This window comes from Serratia symbiotica (genome assembly GCF_000821185.2).
GTDB lineage: Bacteria > Pseudomonadota > Gammaproteobacteria > Enterobacterales > Enterobacteriaceae > Serratia > Serratia symbiotica.
Map to the genome: position 1 here is coordinate 98,808 of NZ_CP050855.1, position 18,623 is coordinate 117,430.

Here is an 18,623-nt window from a genome sequence, read left to right on the forward strand (position 1 = left end):
GAGACGAATCATGTCCATGCAATCTCAAGATATCATTCGTCGTTCCGCGACCAACAGCCTGACACCAGCACCGCGTGCACGTGACCACCAGGAAGAAGTAGCGAAGCTGATCGATGTTACTACCTGTATCGGTTGCAAAGCCTGTCAGGTGGCCTGTTCCGAATGGAATGACATCCGTGATGACGTGGGGATCAACCATGGGGTGTATGACAACCCGATGGATCTGAGCGCAAAATCTTGGACGGTGATGCGTTTTTCTGAAGTGGAAGAAAATGGCAAGCTAGAGTGGCTGATCCGCAAGGATGGGTGTATGCACTGTGCCGATCCGGGCTGCCTGAAAGCTTGCCCATCGGAAGGCGCGATTATCCAGTACGTTAACGGCATTGTCGATTTCCAGTCCGAGCACTGTATCGGCTGTGGTTACTGTATTGCGGGTTGTCCATTTGACGTGCCACGCATGAACAAGGAAGACAACCGGGTATACAAATGTACCCTGTGCGTTGACCGCGTTGACGTCGGCCAGGAACCTGCCTGCGTGAAGACCTGCCCCACCGGTGCAATTCACTTTGGAACCAAAGAGGCGATGAAAAGCATCGCGGCGGAACGTGTGGATGAACTGAACACCCGAGGCTACCAGAACGCCGGCTTGTACGACCCGGCCGGCGTGGGTGGCACGCATGTGATGTACGTGTTGCACCATGCCGATAAACCACAGTTGTACCATGGTTTGCCGGATAACCCATCGATCAGCCGGGCGGTGACCTTCTGGAAAGGCGTGTGGAAACCGCTGGCGGCCATCGGCTTTGCTGCCACTTTCGCAGCCAGTGTCTTCCACTATATCGGGGTGGGGCCAAACCGCGTTGACGATGAGGATAACCACCCACCACAGGATGAGGAAACACACTAATGAGCAAGGAACAACGAATTCAACGTTATACTGCGCCGGAGCGGATTAACCACTGGATTGTGGCATTCTGCTTTGTTTTTGCCGCCATCAGCGGACTTGGGTTCTTCTTCCCGTCCTTTAACTGGCTGATGAATATCTTCGGTACCCCGCAGTTGGCGCGCATTCTACACCCCTTTGTTGGGGTGCTGATGTTCGCCGCCTTCATGCTGATGTTTCTGCGTTACTGGAAGGAGAACCTATTTAACCGCGAGGATTGGGTATGGGCGAAGAACATCCTCAAGATCATCACCAATCATGAAGTCGGGGATACCGGGCGCTATAATCTCGGTCAGAAATGCGTATTCTGGGCGGCGATCATCAGTCTGCTGCTGCTACTGGTCAGTGGTGTAGTGATTTGGCGACCCTATTTTGCGCCCGTCTTCCCGATACCGCTGATCCGTATTGCACTGCTGGTGCATTCGCTGGCAGCGGTGGGGTTGATCATCGTGATTATGGTGCACATTTACGCGGCACTGTGGATAAAAGGCACCATTACCGCGATGGTCGAAGGCTGGGTGCCAGCGGCCTGGGCCAAACTACACCATCCACGTTGGTATCGTGAGGTTCGCGAGAAACAACAGGAAAACAAGCCCTGATGAGCATTCGTATCTTTCCCAAAGAGCTGTTAGAGGCAAAGCGCGAGAAACCCACAACGCTGGAGAGCATCCCACCGTTACTCTTCGCTAATCTGAAAAGCCTTTACCGTCGTCGCGCCGAACGCCTGCGCCAACTGGCGCTCAACAACCCCCTGGGCGACTACCTGAACTTTGCCGCCCAACTGGCCGAAGCGCAGCATCACGCGCTGCACGACTACCCTTTGACGCTGGATCTGAGTGAAGTGCTAGAACAGGGAGCCACCAGCGGCAAACCGCCGCTCGATGTGAGCGTTTATCCGCGCAGCGAACATTGGCACCTACTGCTCACCTCATTAATCGCCGAACTGCGCTCGCAGGTGCCAGAGCATATTCTGGCAGTGCTGGATAACCTGGAAAAGGCCTCGGTTCATGAGTGGGATCTGATGGCTGATACCTTGCTCAACGGCGAGTTCAGCCGAGTTGGCAGTGAGAAAGCCCCGTTCATCTGGGCTGCGCTATCGCTCTACTGGACGCAGATGGCCAGCCTGCTCCCCGGCAAGGCGCGTGCTGAATATGGCGAAAACCGTCAGTTCTGCCCGGTATGCGGCAGCATTCCGGTCGCCAGTATGGTGCATATCGGCACCATCAATGGCCTACGTTACCTGCATTGCAACCTGTGTGAGAGCGAGTGGCACCTAGTGCGAGTGAAGTGCAGCAACTGCGAGCAGACCCGCGATCTTAACTACTGGTCGCTGGACAGCGAGCAGGCGGCGGTGAAAGCGGAAAGTTGCGGCGACTGCGGCACCTACCTGAAAATTTTGTATCAGGAAAAAGATCCTCAGGTGGAAGCTGTGGCCGACGATCTGGCCTCGCTGGTACTGGACGCCAGAATGGAAGAAGAAGGCTTTAGCCGCAGCAGCATCAATCCATTCCTGTTCCCAGCGGAATAATGGTGGGTTCTGAGGGTGATCCATTGCAGATTGGGCTACTGGTATTCACCCGGACGAGTTGCTACGTTTACGCCATGATGCGCTTAGCATAAGGAAATGGGCAAATGCCGTACTGGCTTATGGTAATAACGGCAATGCCGAGCTTGTTTCCTGCTTCTCCGCTACGGTGGAGGCAATGTTACGCCGATCCCCCTAAACTGAAAACCGAGCGACCATGAGCATTGAACCCCACCTGCTTTACAGCCAGTTACCCGCTATTGATCGTCTGCTGCGTGAGCCCGCCATTGAATCGCTGGTGGTACAATACGGGCAGACATTGGTTGGCAAACTGCTGCGCCAGTTACAGGTGCAGGCGCGTGAGGCGATTAAACGGTACCAACGGTTGCCAGAATGGTGCGGCGACTGGCCTCAAGCCTTGAAAAACTTACTGGCCAGGCAGCAGCGTTCGGCGTTGCAACCGGTATTCAACCTTAGCGGCACTGTGCTGCACACCAACCTTGGCCGCGCCTTGCTGGCGCAACCGGCGATGGTGGCAGCGACGAGTGCCATGGGCACTGCGGTGACGCTGGAGTACGACTTGGACGGTGCCGAGCGTGGCCACCGCGATCAGGCGATAGCGGACTTGCTCTGTCAACTGACTGGAGCCGAAGACGCCTGCATCGTCAATAACAATGCGGCGGCGGTACTGCTGATGCTGGCGGCGATAGCGCCCGGCAAACAGGTCGTGGTGTCGCGTGGCGAATTGGTGGAGATTGGCGGCGCGTTCCGCATTCCCGACGTAATGCGTCAGGCGGGCTGCCAACTGGTAGAGGTCGGCACGACCAATCGCACCCACCTGAAAGACTATCGCAACGCCATTGGTGAGCAGACCGCGTTGCTGATGAAGGTGCATACCAGCAATTACAGCATTCAGGGTTTTACTGCGGCGGTCAATGAGGCGGAACTGGCGCTGCTTGGGGCTGAACGGGGCATCCCGACGGCCACTGATCTGGGCAGTGGATCGTTAATCGACATGGCACAATACGGCCTACCGGCTGAGCCGATGCCGCAGCGGCTACTGGCCGCTGGGGTCGATCTGGTGACTTTTTCCGGCGACAAGCTACTGGGAGGCCCGCAGGCTGGCATCATCGTCGGTAAAAAGGCGCTGATCGGCCACTTGCAGCAGCATCCGCTCAAGCGTGCATTGCGCGTTGGCAAGATAACTCTGGCGGCACTGGAAGCCACGCTACGGCTTTATCAGCAGCCTGAATTGTTGGCGGAACAGCTACCGACGTTGCGCTTGCTGACTCGTCCGCAATGGGCGATACAGCAAGCGGCCGAGCGCCTGCTACCGGCGCTGGCACCACAGTTTAGTGAAGATTTTCAGTTGCGTGCCGAACCCTGCTGGTCACAAATTGGCAGTGGGTCGCTGCCGATCGATCGTCTGCCCAGCTACGCGCTGACTTTTACACCGATCGACGGGCGCGGGGCGGCGCTGGAAGCGTTAGCAGAACGCTGGCGCGGCCTGCCACAGCCGGTGATTGGCCGTATCAGCGGCGGGAGACTGTGGCTGGATCTACGCTGCCTGGAACAAGAAAGCGCGCTGATTAAGGCGCTGAGCGCATGATCATCGCCACCGCCGGCCATGTCGATCATGGCAAGACCACCTTGTTGCAGGCGATCTCCGGGATCAACGCGGATCGCCTGCCGGAAGAAAAACGGCGCGGCATGACCATTGATCTCGGTTATGCCTACTGGCCACAACCTGATGGCCGAGTGCTGGGGTTTATTGACGTACCAGGCCACGAAAAGTTTCTCGCCAACATGCTGGCCGGTGTTGGCGGTATCGACCATGCGTTGCTGGTGGTGGCCTGTGATGATGGCGTGATGGCGCAAACCCGCGAACATTTGGCGATCTTGCGGCTGAGTGGACGGCTTGCACTGACGGTGGCGTTGACCAAAGCTGACCGAGTGGATGGCGCGCGAATTGACGTAGTGTGCCAACAGGTGCAAGAAGAACTAGCCCGACAGGGGTGGCACCTTGCGCCGCTGTTTGTTACCGCTGCTGTACAAGGAACGGGAATTAAGGCGCTGTGCGAGCATCTGCAAACGCTTTTGCCTGGCGATCATGGGTTGACACGTCGGTTCCGTCTGGCCGTGGATCGCGCCTTCAGCATCAAGGGAGCAGGTCTGGTGGTGACTGGCACCGCGCTTGGTGGCCGAGTGACGGTGGGAGAAACATTGTGGCTAACCGGTGCGGACACCCCGGTGCGGGTGCGGGGCCTGCATGCCCAAAACCAGCCCGTTAAACAGGCGCAAGCTGGGCAACGCATAGCACTGAACATCAGTGGTGATGTCAGTAAAGAACAGATTGCCCGTGGTGACTGGCTGTTGTCACATCGGCCATTAGCGGCCGCAGAACGCATCCTGGTGGCACTGGATGCTGATCTACCGATCCGCCATAAGCAACCGCTACATTTACACCATGCAGCCAGCCATATCACCGGGCGGATTTCGCTATTGAACGACAACCTGGCTGAACTGATCCTCGATCGGCCGCTGTGGCTGGTGGAAAATGACCGGCTGGTGTTGCGTGATATAGGCGCACGACAAACCTTAGGCGCAGCCCAGGTACTGAGCTTGAGCGTACCAAAACGCGGCAAACGCTCACCGGGCTTTCTGGTTCGGCTGGCGGCGCAAGCGCAGGCCAGTGAGGATCGGCAGGCACTGGCACTGTTACTGCCCCAGGGGGCATTGCAGATAGCGGCGTTCTCTTGGGCGCGCCAACTGACCGATAGCGGGTTGGCAAACCTGCTGGCGCAACATCAACTGCTGATCGCTGGTGGCAGCGCACTGGCGATCGACAAAGTGCAGCAGGCCGAAAGCCGCCTATTACAGATATTGGCAGATTTCCATCAGCAGCATGCCGATCAGCTTGGTCTGGGGCGCGCCCGCCTACGGCGTATGGCACTGCCAGCACTGGATGAAGCGCTGGTATTTAAGATGATCGATAACTTGCTGCATATTGGGGCAATCAGCCATACGCGTGGCTGGCTGCATTTGCCGGAGCACGCACTGACGTTCAGCACCGAAGAGATGGCCTTCTGGGAGCGCATCGTACCGCTGTTTGGCGGCGAAGCTTGGTGGGTGCGCGATCTGGCCGCTGAGCTGGGCGAAGATGAAGTGCGTGTGCGGACACTGTTGCGCAAGGCAGCCCTACTGGGTCACGTCACGGCAGTAGTGGTGGATCGTTACTACCTCAGCAGCTGCATCGAACAGTTCGCTGCGTTGATCCGCGAACTTAACATGACACAGGGCAGCGTCAATGCCGTTGACTTCCGCGATCGACTCGGCATTGGACGCAAGTTAGCGATTCAGGTGCTGGAATTCTTTGACCGCAGCGGTTTTACCCGCCGCAAGGGTAACCAGCATCTGCTGCGCGACCACGGGCTGTTTAGTGAGTGAGTGCCTATTGGGCAAGAAGTGCATTTAACCCTATGCCAGTGCCATCAGCGCTTGCTAAGGAACAATGCCACCAATGCCAGCCAACATAGACCGCTGATAAGATTGAACAGATTAAACAACCCGCTGCCGCCCCACACGTAGGCGACCTTGGCCAGTTCGATGCCGATGGTAAACACCAGCATGCTCAGAATACCCATCGTGGCGGATACAGTGCCCTTGCTAACGTTGCTGGCGAACAACGTCAGGCGATACAGACCGGCATTAGCCAGCCCGATGCCAAAGGCGTACAGGCTTAGCCCGACGGTCATCCACAGGTAGGCGTGGCTGGAAAACAGGGTCGCCAGCGCGGCGATCAATAACCCCAATATCATTGGGCCTGCCCCCCGCTTGATCAGACACTCCACGTTGTTTTTGCCCGTCCTGTATGCCAACGTCAGATTACCGAGGATCAGCGCACCGAACACCGGAATTTGCAGCAGGCCGTAATCCAGCGTTGACAGCGATTCACCGCTGATCAGGATCACCGGCGATTGGGCGATCCAGGCCAGTAGCGGCAAGCTGGCGAAACCTACCGCCAATGCACCGTAGACAAACCTGCGGTTGCTCAACACTTGGCGGTAGTCACACCACAGGTTAGCGGCGGAGAACTTCTCGCCCTGCAACGTGGCGGTTTCCGGCATCGCTTTCCACAGGCCATAGAAGGCGATGGCCGCCAGCGCCGCAAACAGCACGAACATACTTTGCCACGGGGCGACATGGAGCAGTGCCGCCCCAGCCAATGGCCCAAGCAATGGGGCGATCAGCGCCACATTGGCCATCAGCGCAGTGATTTTGATGCACACTGCTTCTTCGAAGGATTCCTGAATGGTGGCGTAGCCAACCGCGCCGATAAAGCACAGACCAATGCCCTGTAGGAAGCGCATAAAGATAAACTGCTCAATGTTAGTCACTAACAGGATGGCCAGGCAAGAAACAATAAAGAACGCCACTCCGGCCAGCATCACCGGGCGGCGGCCACGGCGATCTGACAGCGGGCCGAGTAGCCACTGCAAAAAGATACCACCGGCTAGATAGGCGGTCATTGATGTCGGCACCCATTCTTCGCCGGCGTTGAAATTCGCTATCACTGCCAGCATACCTGGCTGGATCATATCGTTGCCTATATAGGCGGCGAATTCAAACAGCACCAGACAAAGTGGGAATAAAAGCACCTGCCGGCCCAAACGTGCCGTAGGTGGTGATGTCGTTTTCATATTTATTGTACTGATAGTAAAGAATAAAAAAGGAGCTGCCAGGGCAGGAAGCGCAAACTGAGCGAGTTATGGCGGCTATTTTGCCGCCAAATGCCCACCTTGGCAATGGCAAGGTGGGCATTTGGCGCCGTCTACTTATCTCGTTTTGTGGCGTCATTTAGCTGTTGTTGACGCTTATCAGCGCCAAATTTGTATCGCGCCATTATGATTATGGTAGACGGGCTGCCGCCATTTTTCCTCATAGCGCTAAAGATAGGCTGCGCTATAATCAGCCTCTTGTTTTTGCTTCCAAAGGAAGATCCTCGTCCCCGGTGGGACGGCCGGACTTCAAATCCGGTTGGGGCCGCCAGCGGCCCTAGGCAGGTTCGACTCCTGTGATCTTCCGCCAATCAATGTCTCTCTTACTCTCCTTAACTCAACAAAAACTCCGTTATTACTGGATTTAACGCTTTATATTGTCTCTGTAACTCAACGGTGTTCTACCCACATCAATACAATATTGGGGGTGCTTTAGGGGGTGCAAAATTGTATGCTGTTTTTTGGCACCCCCAGACTATGCGGTAACCCCTTATTCCTCTAGCTTGGCTGTGCCACACATACGCCGCTGCTTATATTTTCAATGGAGATGTTATGCCACTAACGGATATCAAGGTGAAAACGGCCAAGCCGATGGATAAGGCTTACAAGCTAACTGATGGTGGCGGCATGTATCTGCTGGTCAAACCGAATGGTTCGAAGTATTGGCGACTGAAGTACCGTTTTGTCGGCAAGGAAAAGATGCTGTCGATCGGCGTTTATCCGGATGTCTCTTTAGCCGATGCACGCTAAAAGAGAGACGAGGCGCGTAAAGTCTTGGCCGCCGGGGGCGATCCTGGTGAGGTGAAGAAGGCGGATAAGCTGGCGCAAAAGCTCTCTACTGAAAATACGTTTGAGGCAATTGCTCGCGAATGGCACAAGCAAAAGGCCGATCGTTGGTCGTTACGCTATCGTGATGAAATCATTGATACCTTCGAGAAGGATATATTCCCTTATCTTGGTCGACGCCCGATTGCTGAGATTAAGCCAATGGAGCTGCTCGAAACGCTCCGGCGCTTGGAGAAGATGCGTAAAGTACGCCAGCGTTGTGGTGAGGTATTTTGTAGTGGCACACTGAATTTGGCCACCTGAACAGAGGTGATATGCTCACCTCAGGACATTACAGGTGCTTCAATGAAAAAAAGAAATTTCAGTGCAGAGTTCAAACGCGAATCCGCTCAACTGGTCGTTGACCAGAACTACACCGTGGCAGATGCAGCCAGTGCTATGGATGTCGGCCTTTCCACAATGACGCGATGGGTGAAGCAGTTGCGTGATGAGCGGCAGGGAAAAATACCTAAAGCCTCTCCCATTACTCCTGAACAAATTGAAATACGTGAGCTGAGGAAAAAAATACAACGTATTGAAATGGAAAACGAAATATTAAAAAAGGCTACCGCGCTCTTGATGTCAGACTCCCTGAACAGTTCTCGATAATCGGGAAACTCAGAGCGCATTATCCGGTGGTCACACTCTGCCACGTGTTCGGGGTTCATCGCAGCAGCTACAAATACTGGAAAAACCGTCCTGAAAAACCAGATGGCAGACGAGCTGTATTACGCAGCCAGGTACTGGAACTGCATAGCGTCAGCCATGGCTCTGCTGGCGCAAGGAGTATCGCAACTATGGCAACCATGAAGGGCTTCAGGATGGGACGATGGCTCGCCGGCAGGCTCATGAAAGAGCTGGGGCTGGTCAGTTGTCAACAGCCCACTCATCGGTATAAATGCGGTGGCCTTGAACACATCGCTATCCCGAATCACCTTGAGCGGCAGTTCGCAGTGACAGAGCCTAATCAGGTGTGGTGTGGCGATGTGACCTATATCTGGACAGGCAGGCGCTGGGCCTACCTCGCCGTTGTTCTCGACCTGTTCGCGAGAAAACCGGTGGGCTGGGCAATGTCGTTCTCACCGGACAGCAGGCTGACCATCAAAGCGCTGGAGATGGCGTGGGAGGCCCGGGGAAAACCAGCCGGAGTGATGTTCCACAGCGATCAGGGCAGCCATTACACAAGCAGACAGTTCCGGCAGTCACTGTGGAGGTATCGGATCAGACAGAGTATGAGTCGGCGTGGAAACTGCTGGGATAATAGCCCAATGGAGCGCTTCTTCAGGAGTCTGAAGAACGAATGGGTACCGGTGACGGGTTACATAAACTTCAGCGATGCAGCCCACGCAATAACGGACTATATCGTTGGGTATTACAGCGCGCTCAGGCCGCATGAATATAACGGTGGGTTACCACCAAACGAATCGGAAAACCGATACTGGAAAAACTCTAACGCGGTGGCCAGTTTTAGTTGACCACTACAGTGGCAGAATCGTTCTTCAGTTCGCTAAAAAAAGAACGTGTCAGAAAGCGAATATATAAAACCCGGGACATGGCCCGGGCGGATATCTTCGATTACATTGAAGTGTTCTACAACCGAACCCGGCGCCACAGTCATCTTGGTGGCGTCAGCCCTGAGGCCTTCGAAAAGGCCTCACCGTGAGGACAGAAAATGTCTACCGGAACGGGGGCACTCCACACTGAGTGGTGTTTTTTAGTAGGTATTACTTCTTGGCGGCACGTTCGAAAGAGGCAACGATTTCAGCTTTAGCTGCCGCCGCGTCCGCCCAACCTTCCACTTTCACCCATTTGCCTGTTTCTAAATCCTTGTAGTGCTCAAAGAAGTGAGCGATTTGGGCGCGCAACAGCTCCGGCAGGTCGTTCACATCTTTGATGTGATCATACTCTTTGGTCAGCTTGTTGTGCGGAACGGCAACCAGTTTTGCATCTTCACCGGCTTCATCGGTCATCTTCAATACGCCAACTGGACGGCAGCGGATCACTGAACCCGGTTGCAGCGGATATGGGGTCGGCACCAGCACATCAACTGGATCACCATCCAAAGACAGGGTGTGATTGATATAACCGTAGTTGCATGGGTAGAACATCGCCGTGGACATGAAACGGTCAACGAACAGCGCACCGGTGTCCTTGTCGATTTCATATTTGATCGGATCAGCGTTGGCCGGGATTTCGATAATAACGTAGATGTCTTCCGGCAGGTCTTTGCCAGCTGGAACCAAATTCAAGCTCATGTCGGTTTCCTTTAATCTAACTAGAAATGGAGTAGTGGCTATTATAAGCGGACTCTTTTGCGATTTCCTGCCCTTTTCATCGCCCGCCCCTCGTTGGACGTGTCACTACTCGTCTGGGTTTTCGGCGATAAAGCGCTCGGCATCCTCAACCATTGATTTAGTGCCAACGAAGAATGGCACGCGCTGGTGTAGTTTCACCGGGGTAATGTCCAGAATGCGGTTTTTGCCGTCGCTGGCTTTGCCACCGGCCTGCTCGGCCAGAAACGCCATCGGGTTGCATTCATACAGCAGGCGCAGCTTGCCTTGCGGATGGCTGGCAGTGCTTGGGTAAAGGTAAATGCCGCCTTTCAGCAGGTTGCGGTGAAAGTCGGCCACCAGTGAACCGATGTAGCGTGAGGTGTAAGGACGCTGTGTCGCTTCATCCTGCTCTTGGCAATATTTAATGTATTTTTTTACGCCGCGAGGGAACTTGATATAGTTGCCTTCGTTGATGGAATACATGTTGCCGGTTTCAGGAAAACGGACTTTCTCGTGAGAGAGGCAAAATACACCCAGAGAAGGATCATAGGTAAAGGCATGCACGCCATAACCGGTGGTGTACACCAGCATGGTGGATGAACCGTAAACTACATAGCCTGCGGCTACCTGAGCGCTGCCCGGCTGCAAAAAGTCGTCTTCGGTTACTGGGCTGCCGGCAGAGGTGATACGACGATAGATCGAAAAAATAGTACCGACTGAGACGTTGACATCAATGTTGGACGAACCGTCTAACGGGTCCATCAGCAATACATACTTGGCATTTTCAGCCCGTTCTCCGTCGAATATCACTATTTGATCTTCTTCTTCGGAAGCGATACCTGCCACTTCGCCGCGTGCTTTTAACGCCGCTTTCAGTTTCTCGTTAGCGTACAGATCCAGTTTCATCTGGATCTCACCCTGTACGTTGGATACACCGTTGGTGCCTAGAATATCAATCAGGCCGGCTTTGTTGATATCGCGGTGAATGATTTTGGCACCCAATTTAATGGCGGAGAGTAGCGCAGTCAGTTCGCCAGTAGCGTGAGAGAAGTCGTGCTGTTTCTCGACGATAAATTCGCCTAACGTTTTCATGACACAATCCCTAATCTACGGATGGATAGCGAGGCGTTAACCTACCGTTAACGTTTTAGCAAACGCAGTGTAACTGAAAAATGCGCGCTATTCATAGGTAAATCCATTTCTTTTGGGCGATCCCGAGCGTTAGAATAAATTTTAATTCGAAGAACTCAAATGAGAAACCTACATGCGCATACATATTCTTGGGATCTGTGGCACTTTTATGGGGGGGCTGGCGTTGCTAGCTCGTTCATTAGGGCATGAAGTCACTGGCTCTGACGCCAACGTTTATCCCCCAATGAGTACATTGTTGGAAAACCAGGAGATTGATCTTATTCAGGGCTATGATCCGGCTCAGTTGGAACCAGCACCGGATCTGGTGATCATCGGTAATGCTATGACACGTGGCAATCCGTGCGTAGAGGCGGTGTTGGAGCTGGGCATCCCTTACGTTTCCGGCCCACAATGGCTGCATGACTACGTGCTACGCGATCGCTGGGTATTGGCGGTTGCTGGCACCCATGGCAAAACTACTACCGCCGGTATGGTCACCTGGGTACTGGAAGCCTGTGGCTACCAGCCGGGTTTTATCATCGGAGGCGTGCCTGGCAACTTTGAGGTTTCCGCCCGTCTCGGTGGCAGCCCGTTCTTTGTGATCGAAGCCGATGAGTATGACTGTGCGTTCTTCGACAAGCGTGCCAAGTTTATGCACTACAGCCCGCGCACGTTGGTCATGAGCAATCTGGAATTCGATCATGCTGATATTTTCGACGATCTGAAAGCGATCCAGAAGCAGTTTCACCATCTGGTGCGTCTGGTGCCGGGCAAAGGCAAAATCATCCTGCCAGATAACGACAATCATCTGAAACAGGTGATGGCGATGGGATGCTGGAGTGAGCAAGAACTGGTGGGTGAAGAGGGCACATGGTGTGCGCAAAAGCTGACTCCCGATGCCAGCTGTTATGCGGTATTCCTCAACGGCGAACAAGTAGGGGAAGTACAATGGGCGCTGGTGGGTGAGCACAACATGCATAATGGCCTGATGGCGATCGCCGCAACCCGCCATGTGGGGGTGCAGCCTGCGGACGCTTGTCGTGCGCTGGGTAATTTCATTAATGCCCGTCGTCGTCTGGAGCTGTGTGGTGAAGCCAATGGTGTCACGGTGTATGATGATTTCGCCCATCACCCGACGGCGATCCTGGCGACCCTGGCTGCACTGCGTGCCAAGGTTGGTGGCACAGCGCGCATTTTGGCGGTGCTTGAGCCGCGCTCCAATACCTTGAAAATGGGTATCAGCAAGCATGAGCTAGCCCCATCGCTTGGCCGTGCTGATGAAGTGTTCCTGTTCCAGCCGCCTAACATTCCATGGCAGGTGGCGCAAGTGGTCGAGAGCTGTGTGCAACCCGCGCATTGGAGTGCTGACCTTGATATACTGGTGGAAATGATTGTGAAAACCACGCAGCCGGGCGATTATATTTTGGTGATGAGCAACGGGGGGTTCGGCGGCATTCATGATCGCCTGCTAGCAGCCCTGGCGAAAAGCAGGAGTTAAAAGCCATCGAAGGGCCAGAGTAATTAGATTCTTCTGGACGCGTATTAGCCGCCTGTATAACGTGCACCAGTCTCAGCGAACTGTGATTTAAGTCATAGAAATGCATCTTTCGTCTAGCGATGCTTATTATGTTAACCTTTTATTTTTACTATATTTTTAAGAAAGGCTAACAAAATGTGAGCATCATACTTATCTTGTTTGCGTGGTGTTTCACAGTTCCTGTTCGAATAACGTCAGGATGGCTACGTAGAGTTGATGAGTGGTAAAGCTGTTGGCGGGTGTCACGAAAATGGTGTCATCGCCAGCAATGGTGCCGAGAATGCCTTCGGATTTTCCCAGCGAGTCCAGCAAGCGGGCAATGAGCTGTGCCGCACCTGGGCTGGTGTGGATCACCACAATGGCATCGTTGTGATCGATGTCCAGTACTAGGTTCTTCAACGGGCTGGTGGTGGTTGGCATACCGAGTTCGGCTGGAAGGCAATACACCATTTCCATTTTGGCATTACGGGTACGCACCGCGCCGAATTTGGTCAGCATACGTGACACTTTGGATTGGTTAATATTTTCGAAGCCTTCGTCCTGTAGCGCGATAACGATCTCGCCTTGAGAACTGAATTTTTCTTCTTTCAATAGCGCTTTAAACGCTTTGATTAGATCTTCCTGCTTTGCGGGATTACGCATTTTGTACCATGGAATGTTGACGACAGAAGTGATAATTATGCATATAAATGCATTTTTATGCAATAAAAATTAATCCGAGGGAAACATTTATAACCGGGTGGCAAAGATAAGGAAGAGATTTTAACAAAACCTGCCCCTGCTGAATATGCCCTTTCAGCGACTAAAACGGCAGAGGTAGTAAATAAAGTATTACATCAAAGTGTAATGCTACCACGGGCTAACTTACCTATGAATAACTTCGCACTATTTTTGATTAGTGTGCGCCATGTCCTTCAATCGCCAGCGATTTAATCTAGAATGGACTCGCTGTCGCCCGTTTTATTGTCACGATTCTTGAACATAACGTTAAAGAATTATTTTTAAAATGTGTAATGATTTAAAGTTAGTACCTAACGTATTCACAGCACTTTATATTCAAGATGATTAATAAAGGAGTATAGGATGAAAGTTGCAGTTCTCGGTGCTGCTGGCGGTATCGGCCAGGCCCTCTCCCTTCTACTCAAAACCCAGCTTCCTTCAGGTTCTGAACTCTCTCTCTATGACATTGCCCCTATTACCCCTGGTGTTGCCGTTGACTTAAGTCACATCCCCACCGCAGTTAAAATCAAAGGATTCAGTGGTGAAGACGCGACTCCTGCTTTGCATGGTGCGGATGTGGTGCTTATCTCTGCCGGCGTTGCGCGCAAACCAGGCATGGATCGTGCCGATTTGTTCAATGTTAACGCCGGTATCGTGCGCAATTTGACCGAACAAGTGGCGAAAACCTGCCCGAAAGCTTGCATCGGCATTATCACCAACCCGGTCAACACCACGGTAGCCATCGCGGCAGAAGTGCTGAAAAAGGCCGGCGTATATGATAGGAATAAACTGTTCGGAGTGACCTCGCTGGATGTCATCCGTTCCAACACCTTCGTTGCTGAGCTGAAAGGCAAGCAGCCGCAAGAGCTGAATGTGCCGGTTATCGGTGGTCATTCTGGTGTCACTATCCTGCCGCTGCTGTCACAGATCCCTGGCTTGAGCTTCACCGAGCAGGAAATAGCAGATCTAACCAAGCGTATTCAGAATGCCGGTACTGAAGTGGTTGAAGCCAAAGCTGGTGGTGGGTCAGCTACCCTGTCCATGGGACTGGCGGCGGCCTGCTTCGGCCTGTCTTTGGTGCGGGCGCTACAGGGTGAAAAAGGCATGGTGGTATGCGCTTATGTTGAAGGTGACGGCAAGTACGCACGCTTCTTCGCACAGCCGCTGTTACTGGGCAAAAATGGTGTTGAAGAACGTCAAGACATCGGCACCCTGAGCGCATTCGAACAGCAAGCGCTCACCGAGATGCTGGACGTGCTGCATAAAGATATCGAATTAGGCGAGAGGTTTATCGATAACTGATCGTGGCAGAAATTTTGCATGCAGCAAACCGCCGGATAGGGATCCGGCGGTTTTTTTTGGCCTGCGCTTACGACTTGATACGTGCTTTTCGATCCAATAGGCGATCACTGTACGGATCAAAATAGCGGCTTGGCCAGATCTCTGAAGGATGTACACCGAGCGCCTCAGCGATCAGCCACTCACCTTTCGGCCAGGGGCGCGACAGCGCATTGGCCAACGTTGATGAACTCAAACCGGCACAGCGAGATACCGCCGCTAGTGTTGTTCCCTTCTTGCGTAGTGCCGCGATGATATCTGCCGGGTGCCAATCCTGATGCCTTGAATTCATTTTTACAATCCTTTTTAATTAGCAAAAGTTCACTTAGTGGTATAAATAACTGGTCAAGGTTAATTGTTTTAACAGTATGAAAAGCTTATACGGAAATAAATATACCATTAAATTTCTGAAAAATATCTTAATGGTTTCCTAAGGATAACGCTACTCACAATTACTCAGAGATAATGGCTATGAAAAACGAGTGGTTTGCTGCCAAGGATCTTACTAACATCGTAGGATTACCTTCTTCCACACAGGGAATAAATCTGATGGCTCGGCGCGAGGGATGGATCAGCCGCAGGCGAAAAGGCGTGCAGGGGAAAGCTTTGGAATATCATATCAGTAGCTTGCCATATGGTGCTCGCAATGTATTGTTATTGAAGGATAATATGGCGGTTTATGAAGTGGAAAGGCAGGATACACTGTCGGTGTGGGTTGAGTACTACTACTACCTAACGGAAAGTGAGCGCGAGAAGATGTTCGCGTTTCTCATACGGGAAGGGATTGGTGGCCTGTTGGCGCGGATCTCCGACGAAAAGTAATCAGACTCTCCTGGTGCGTGTCTTGTATCTATAAAGGTTTTTCGAAAACGTCATTTTCTTAAAATGCGCATTGCACCGCAAAGTGAACCAAAACCCGCCAGTCCATCGGCATGGCGTGATATCTCCTCCAGCGTCGTTCCCCTCTTGCTTATCCACTGGGTAATCAACCCCGATTCCTAAAATTCATGTTCACTCTCTTTTTTTGATTAGCAAAACCCATATTAGTGGTATAACTAATATGTAGAAGTTAGTTGTTTAAGCAACATGTAATGCTTATATGGCAACAAATACACCACTAACTCTCCTAAAAATATAAAAAATTTCTGAAAAATAATGTTACTCACAATGACTCAGAGATAATAGCTATGAAAAATGAGTGGTTCGCTGCCAAGGATCTTACCAACATCGCAGGATTACCTTCTTCTACACAGGGAATAAATCTGATGGCTCGGCGCGAGGGATGGATCAGCCGCAGGCGAAAAGGCGTGCAAGGAAAAGCCTTGGAGTATCATATCAACAGCTTGCCGCACAATGTACGCAACCTATTGTTATTGAATGAGGATGGGGCGGTTTATGAAGTGGAAAGGCAGGATCCGCTGACAGTGTGGATTGAGTACTATTATTACCTAACGGAAAGTGAGCGCGAAAAAATGCTTGCGTTTCTAATACGAAAAGGGATTGGTGGCCTGTTGGCGTGCATCAACGAGGAGAAGTAATCAGGCTCGAGCTGCGAACCTGTGCCTGTAAAGGTATTTTTAGAAATGACAAACTTTTTAAAATTCGCGTTGCACCGCCAAGCGAGCCAAACCCTCCAGCGCGTCGCGATACGGCGATTTCGGCAGTGCTTGCAGTGCGGCGATCGCCTTGTTGGCTTCTTCCTCAGCGCGATTATGGGTGTATTCCAGTGAAGCGCATTGCTGCATGGCCTGTAGCACCGGTTCCAGCAGATGTCGCCTGTTGCCTTGTTCAATGGCCTCACGGATCATCGATCTTTGCGCTTCGTCGCCATGATGCATGGCATGCAGCAGCGGTAGAGTGGGTTTCCCTTCATTCAGATCGTCACCGGTATTTTTACCCAAGGTGCTGCCATTGGCACTGTAATCGAGCAGATCGTCGATCAATTGGAATGCGGTACCGAGGTAGCGGCCATAATCCTGCAATGCTTTTTCTTCCGCCTGGTTGGCACCGGATAAGATCGCCGATGACTGTGCCGCCGCTTCGAACAAGCGGGCGGTTTTGCTGTAGATCACCTGCATATAGCTTTCTTCAGTGATGTCAGGATCGCGCACGTTCATTAACTGGAGCACTTCGCCTTCGGCAATCACGTTTACTGCCTCGGACATCAGCGCTAGCACGCGCAGCGATTTCAGACTGGTCATCATTTGGAAGGCTCGGGTATAGATAAAGTCGCCGACCAGCACGCTGGCGGCATTGCCGAATGCGGCGTTGGCGGTGGCTTTGCCTCGGCGCATATCGGATTCATCCACTACGTCGTCATGCAGCAATGTAGCGGTATGAATAAATTCGATCAGCGCTGCAACGGTAACATGCTTGTTGCCTTCATAGTTCAATGCCCGCGCTGCCAGCACAGCGATCATAGGCCGGATGCGCTTACCGCCACCACTGATAATGTAATAGCCAAGCTGATTGATGAGTGTGACATCGGAGTGCAATTGTTCGAGAATTGCTGCGTTCACAGCCATCATATCTTGTGCGGTTAACGCGGTAATTTGCTCTAGATTCATGGTGTTTTTTTCAGTTGTGTTTCTCTTCACCGTGTATTGAGAGTGCTTCCTACATCGGTACATAGTGATGACTGTTGCTTGATTGTACTTGAAAAACGGTTCAGATAAACGCTCTCAAAGAAACTGTGGTTTTTTTCTTCTTTTTTCTGCTTCTGGCGTTATTCTGCTCTTGTCATGCGCCAGTTTTTTACGTAGAATTCGCGCCCTATTATAAATATTTATAGCGCGCTCTATCACTAAATTAGGAGAGCACGCGGAAAGCGGAGTTTTATATGTACGCGGTTTTCCAAAGTGGTGGTAAACAACACCGAGTAAGCGAAGGTCAGACCGTTCGCCTGGAAAAGCTGGACATCGCAACTGGTGAAGCGGTTGAGTTTGACCAGATTCTGATGATCGCTAATGGCGAAAATGTCAAAATCGGCGTTCCTTTCGTTGATGGCGGCAAGATCAACGCTGAAGTTGTTGCGCATGGTCGTGGCGAGAAAATCAAGATTGTTAAGTTTCGTCGTCGGAAGCACTACCGTAAGCAGCAGGGCCACCGTCAGTGGTTTACTGATGTTAAAATCACCAGCATCAGCGCTTAAGTTAGGAGAGCGGATTAATGGCACATAAAAAAGCTGGCGGCTCGACACGTAACGGTCGCGATTCACAAGCTAAACGTCTGGGCGTAAAACGTTTTGGCGGCGAAGCAGTACTGGCTGGCAGTATCATCGTTCGTCAGCGTGGCACCAAATTCCACGCCGGTAATAACGTGGGTTGCGGTAAAGACCACACACTGTTTGCTTTGAAAGACGGTAAAGTCAAATTCGAAGTTAAAGGCCCGAACAATCGTAAATTCATCAGCATCGAAGCTGAATAATTTTTCGAGTTTTCATTGATGTAAGCCCCGCAATCTATAGCGGGGCTTTTTGCATTTATACCTGTCATACTTTAAGCCACAGGCCAGGCGCGCCAATCTTGTCAACGGGGTTGGCGGTGTGCGGATA

The 18,623-nt window shown here is 52.4% G+C and carries 18 protein-coding genes, 1 tRNA gene and 2 pseudogenes; 15 read left to right on the top strand and 6 right to left on the bottom strand.

Annotated features, from left to right (window positions below; translation table 11 throughout):
* Positions 1-10: 10 nt before the first annotated feature.
* The 5 genes from fdxH (at position 11) to selB (ending at position 5,915) form a co-directional block, all read left to right on the top strand.
* Positions 11-907, top strand: a complete 897-nt coding sequence (gene fdxH / locus SYMBAF_RS00555) for a formate dehydrogenase subunit beta (RefSeq protein WP_040264531.1) — start codon at positions 11-13, stop codon at positions 905-907.
* Positions 907-1,542, top strand: a complete 636-nt coding sequence (gene fdoI, locus SYMBAF_RS00560; RefSeq protein ID WP_040264530.1) for a formate dehydrogenase cytochrome b556 subunit — start codon at positions 907-909, stop codon at positions 1,540-1,542. Before fdxH ends, fdoI begins: the two co-directional genes overlap by 1 nt.
* Complete coding sequence (gene fdhE / locus SYMBAF_RS00565) at positions 1,542-2,471, top strand: formate dehydrogenase accessory protein FdhE (protein WP_040264529.1); 930 nt, start codon at positions 1,542-1,544, stop codon at positions 2,469-2,471. Before fdoI ends, fdhE begins: the two co-directional genes overlap by 1 nt.
* A gap of 214 nt (positions 2,472-2,685) precedes the next feature.
* Positions 2,686-4,077 carry an L-seryl-tRNA(Sec) selenium transferase gene (selA, locus tag SYMBAF_RS00570; RefSeq protein WP_040264528.1) on the top strand — a complete coding sequence of 464 codons (1,392 nt, stop codon included), beginning with the start codon at positions 2,686-2,688 and terminating at the stop codon, positions 4,075-4,077.
* Entirely contained in the window at positions 4,074-5,915 is a 1,842-nt protein-coding gene (selB, locus tag SYMBAF_RS00575) for a selenocysteine-specific translation elongation factor (RefSeq protein WP_040264527.1), read from the top strand. The genes selA and selB overlap by 4 nt, the downstream gene beginning before the upstream one ends.
* A gap of 44 nt (positions 5,916-5,959) precedes the next feature.
* Here the strand turns inward: selB and SYMBAF_RS00580 are convergent, their stop codons facing one another.
* On the bottom strand, positions 5,960-7,168 hold the full coding sequence (locus SYMBAF_RS00580) for an MFS transporter (protein ID WP_040264526.1): 1,209 nt from the start codon (positions 7,166-7,168) through the stop codon (positions 5,960-5,962).
* Positions 7,169-7,461: 293 nt separating this feature from the next.
* On the opposite strand from SYMBAF_RS00580, the gene SYMBAF_RS00585 reads away from it, so the two are divergent.
* The 4 genes and pseudogenes from SYMBAF_RS00585 to SYMBAF_RS00600 form a co-directional block, all read left to right on the top strand.
* A tRNA-Sec gene (locus SYMBAF_RS00585) sits at positions 7,462-7,556 on the top strand.
* A 242-nt stretch (positions 7,557-7,798) separates the two neighbouring features.
* Positions 7,799-8,305, top strand: a pseudogene (locus tag SYMBAF_RS00590) (tyrosine-type recombinase/integrase); the annotation flags it as partial.
* 72 nt (positions 8,306-8,377) lie between these two features.
* Positions 8,378-9,546 (top strand): IS3 family transposase gene (locus SYMBAF_RS00595; RefSeq protein WP_152609001.1). Its coding sequence is split into 2 segments (ribosomal slippage): positions 8,378-8,627 and positions 8,627-9,546, totalling 1,170 coding nucleotides; the frame shifts between segments, so codons are not numbered across the junction.
* 8 nt (positions 9,547-9,554) lie between these two features.
* Positions 9,555-9,734 (top strand): annotated as a pseudogene (locus tag SYMBAF_RS00600) (IS3 family transposase); the annotation flags it as partial.
* Positions 9,735-9,795: 61 nt separating this feature from the next.
* Here SYMBAF_RS00600 and ppa read toward each other — a convergent pair.
* Together ppa and fbp are read right to left on the bottom strand one after the other, a co-directional pair.
* Positions 9,796-10,326: an inorganic diphosphatase gene (gene ppa, locus SYMBAF_RS00605; RefSeq protein WP_006708724.1), complete on the bottom strand. Its 531-nt coding sequence runs from the start codon at positions 10,324-10,326 to the stop codon at positions 9,796-9,798.
* Positions 10,327-10,431: 105 nt separating this feature from the next.
* A complete protein-coding gene (fbp, locus tag SYMBAF_RS00610; RefSeq protein ID WP_040264525.1) occupies positions 10,432-11,436 on the bottom strand; it encodes a class 1 fructose-bisphosphatase in 1,005 nt (334 codons plus the stop codon).
* Between the two features lie 172 nt (positions 11,437-11,608).
* Here fbp and mpl point away from each other — a divergent pair, with 172 nt between their 5' ends.
* Positions 11,609-12,973: a UDP-N-acetylmuramate:L-alanyl-gamma-D-glutamyl-meso-diaminopimelate ligase gene (gene mpl / locus SYMBAF_RS00615; RefSeq protein WP_040264524.1), complete on the top strand. Its 1,365-nt coding sequence runs from the start codon at positions 11,609-11,611 to the stop codon at positions 12,971-12,973.
* Positions 12,974-13,183: 210 nt separating this feature from the next.
* Here mpl and argR read toward each other — a convergent pair whose 3' ends face one another.
* Positions 13,184-13,654, bottom strand: coding sequence for a transcriptional regulator ArgR (argR, locus tag SYMBAF_RS00620; RefSeq protein WP_040264523.1), 471 nt, complete (start codon positions 13,652-13,654; stop codon positions 13,184-13,186).
* A gap of 441 nt (positions 13,655-14,095) precedes the next feature.
* Here argR and mdh point away from each other — a divergent pair, with 441 nt between their 5' ends.
* The gene (mdh, locus tag SYMBAF_RS00625) at positions 14,096-15,034 is read left to right on the top strand and encodes a malate dehydrogenase (RefSeq protein WP_040264522.1); all 939 of its coding nucleotides are present in this window, start codon (positions 14,096-14,098) and stop codon (positions 15,032-15,034) included.
* A 67-nt stretch (positions 15,035-15,101) separates the two neighbouring features.
* Here mdh and SYMBAF_RS00630 read toward each other — a convergent pair whose 3' ends face one another.
* Entirely contained in the window at positions 15,102-15,362 is a 261-nt protein-coding gene (locus SYMBAF_RS00630; RefSeq protein WP_040264521.1) for a helix-turn-helix domain-containing protein, read from the bottom strand.
* A gap of 179 nt (positions 15,363-15,541) precedes the next feature.
* On the opposite strand from SYMBAF_RS00630, the gene SYMBAF_RS00635 reads away from it, so the two are divergent.
* Together SYMBAF_RS00635 and SYMBAF_RS00640 are read left to right on the top strand one after the other, a co-directional pair.
* Positions 15,542-15,892 (top strand): DNA-binding protein, encoded by a 351-nt coding sequence (locus SYMBAF_RS00635; RefSeq protein WP_040264624.1) that lies wholly within the window; start codon positions 15,542-15,544, stop codon positions 15,890-15,892.
* A gap of 365 nt (positions 15,893-16,257) precedes the next feature.
* The gene (locus SYMBAF_RS00640) at positions 16,258-16,608 is read left to right on the top strand and encodes a DNA-binding protein (protein WP_006709337.1); all 351 of its coding nucleotides are present in this window, start codon (positions 16,258-16,260) and stop codon (positions 16,606-16,608) included.
* 57 nt (positions 16,609-16,665) lie between these two features.
* Here the strand turns inward: SYMBAF_RS00640 and ispB are convergent, their stop codons facing one another.
* Entirely contained in the window at positions 16,666-17,637 is a 972-nt protein-coding gene (gene ispB / locus SYMBAF_RS00645; protein WP_040264520.1) for an octaprenyl diphosphate synthase, read from the bottom strand.
* A 272-nt stretch (positions 17,638-17,909) separates the two neighbouring features.
* Here ispB and rplU point away from each other — a divergent pair, with 272 nt between their 5' ends.
* Both rplU and rpmA read left to right on the top strand, forming a co-directional pair.
* A complete protein-coding gene (gene rplU, locus SYMBAF_RS00650) occupies positions 17,910-18,221 on the top strand; it encodes a 50S ribosomal protein L21 (RefSeq protein ID WP_006709339.1) in 312 nt (103 codons plus the stop codon).
* A 17-nt stretch (positions 18,222-18,238) separates the two neighbouring features.
* On the top strand, positions 18,239-18,496 hold the full coding sequence (rpmA, locus tag SYMBAF_RS00655) for a 50S ribosomal protein L27 (RefSeq protein ID WP_006709340.1): 258 nt from the start codon (positions 18,239-18,241) through the stop codon (positions 18,494-18,496).
* Positions 18,497-18,623: the final 127 nt, after the last annotated feature.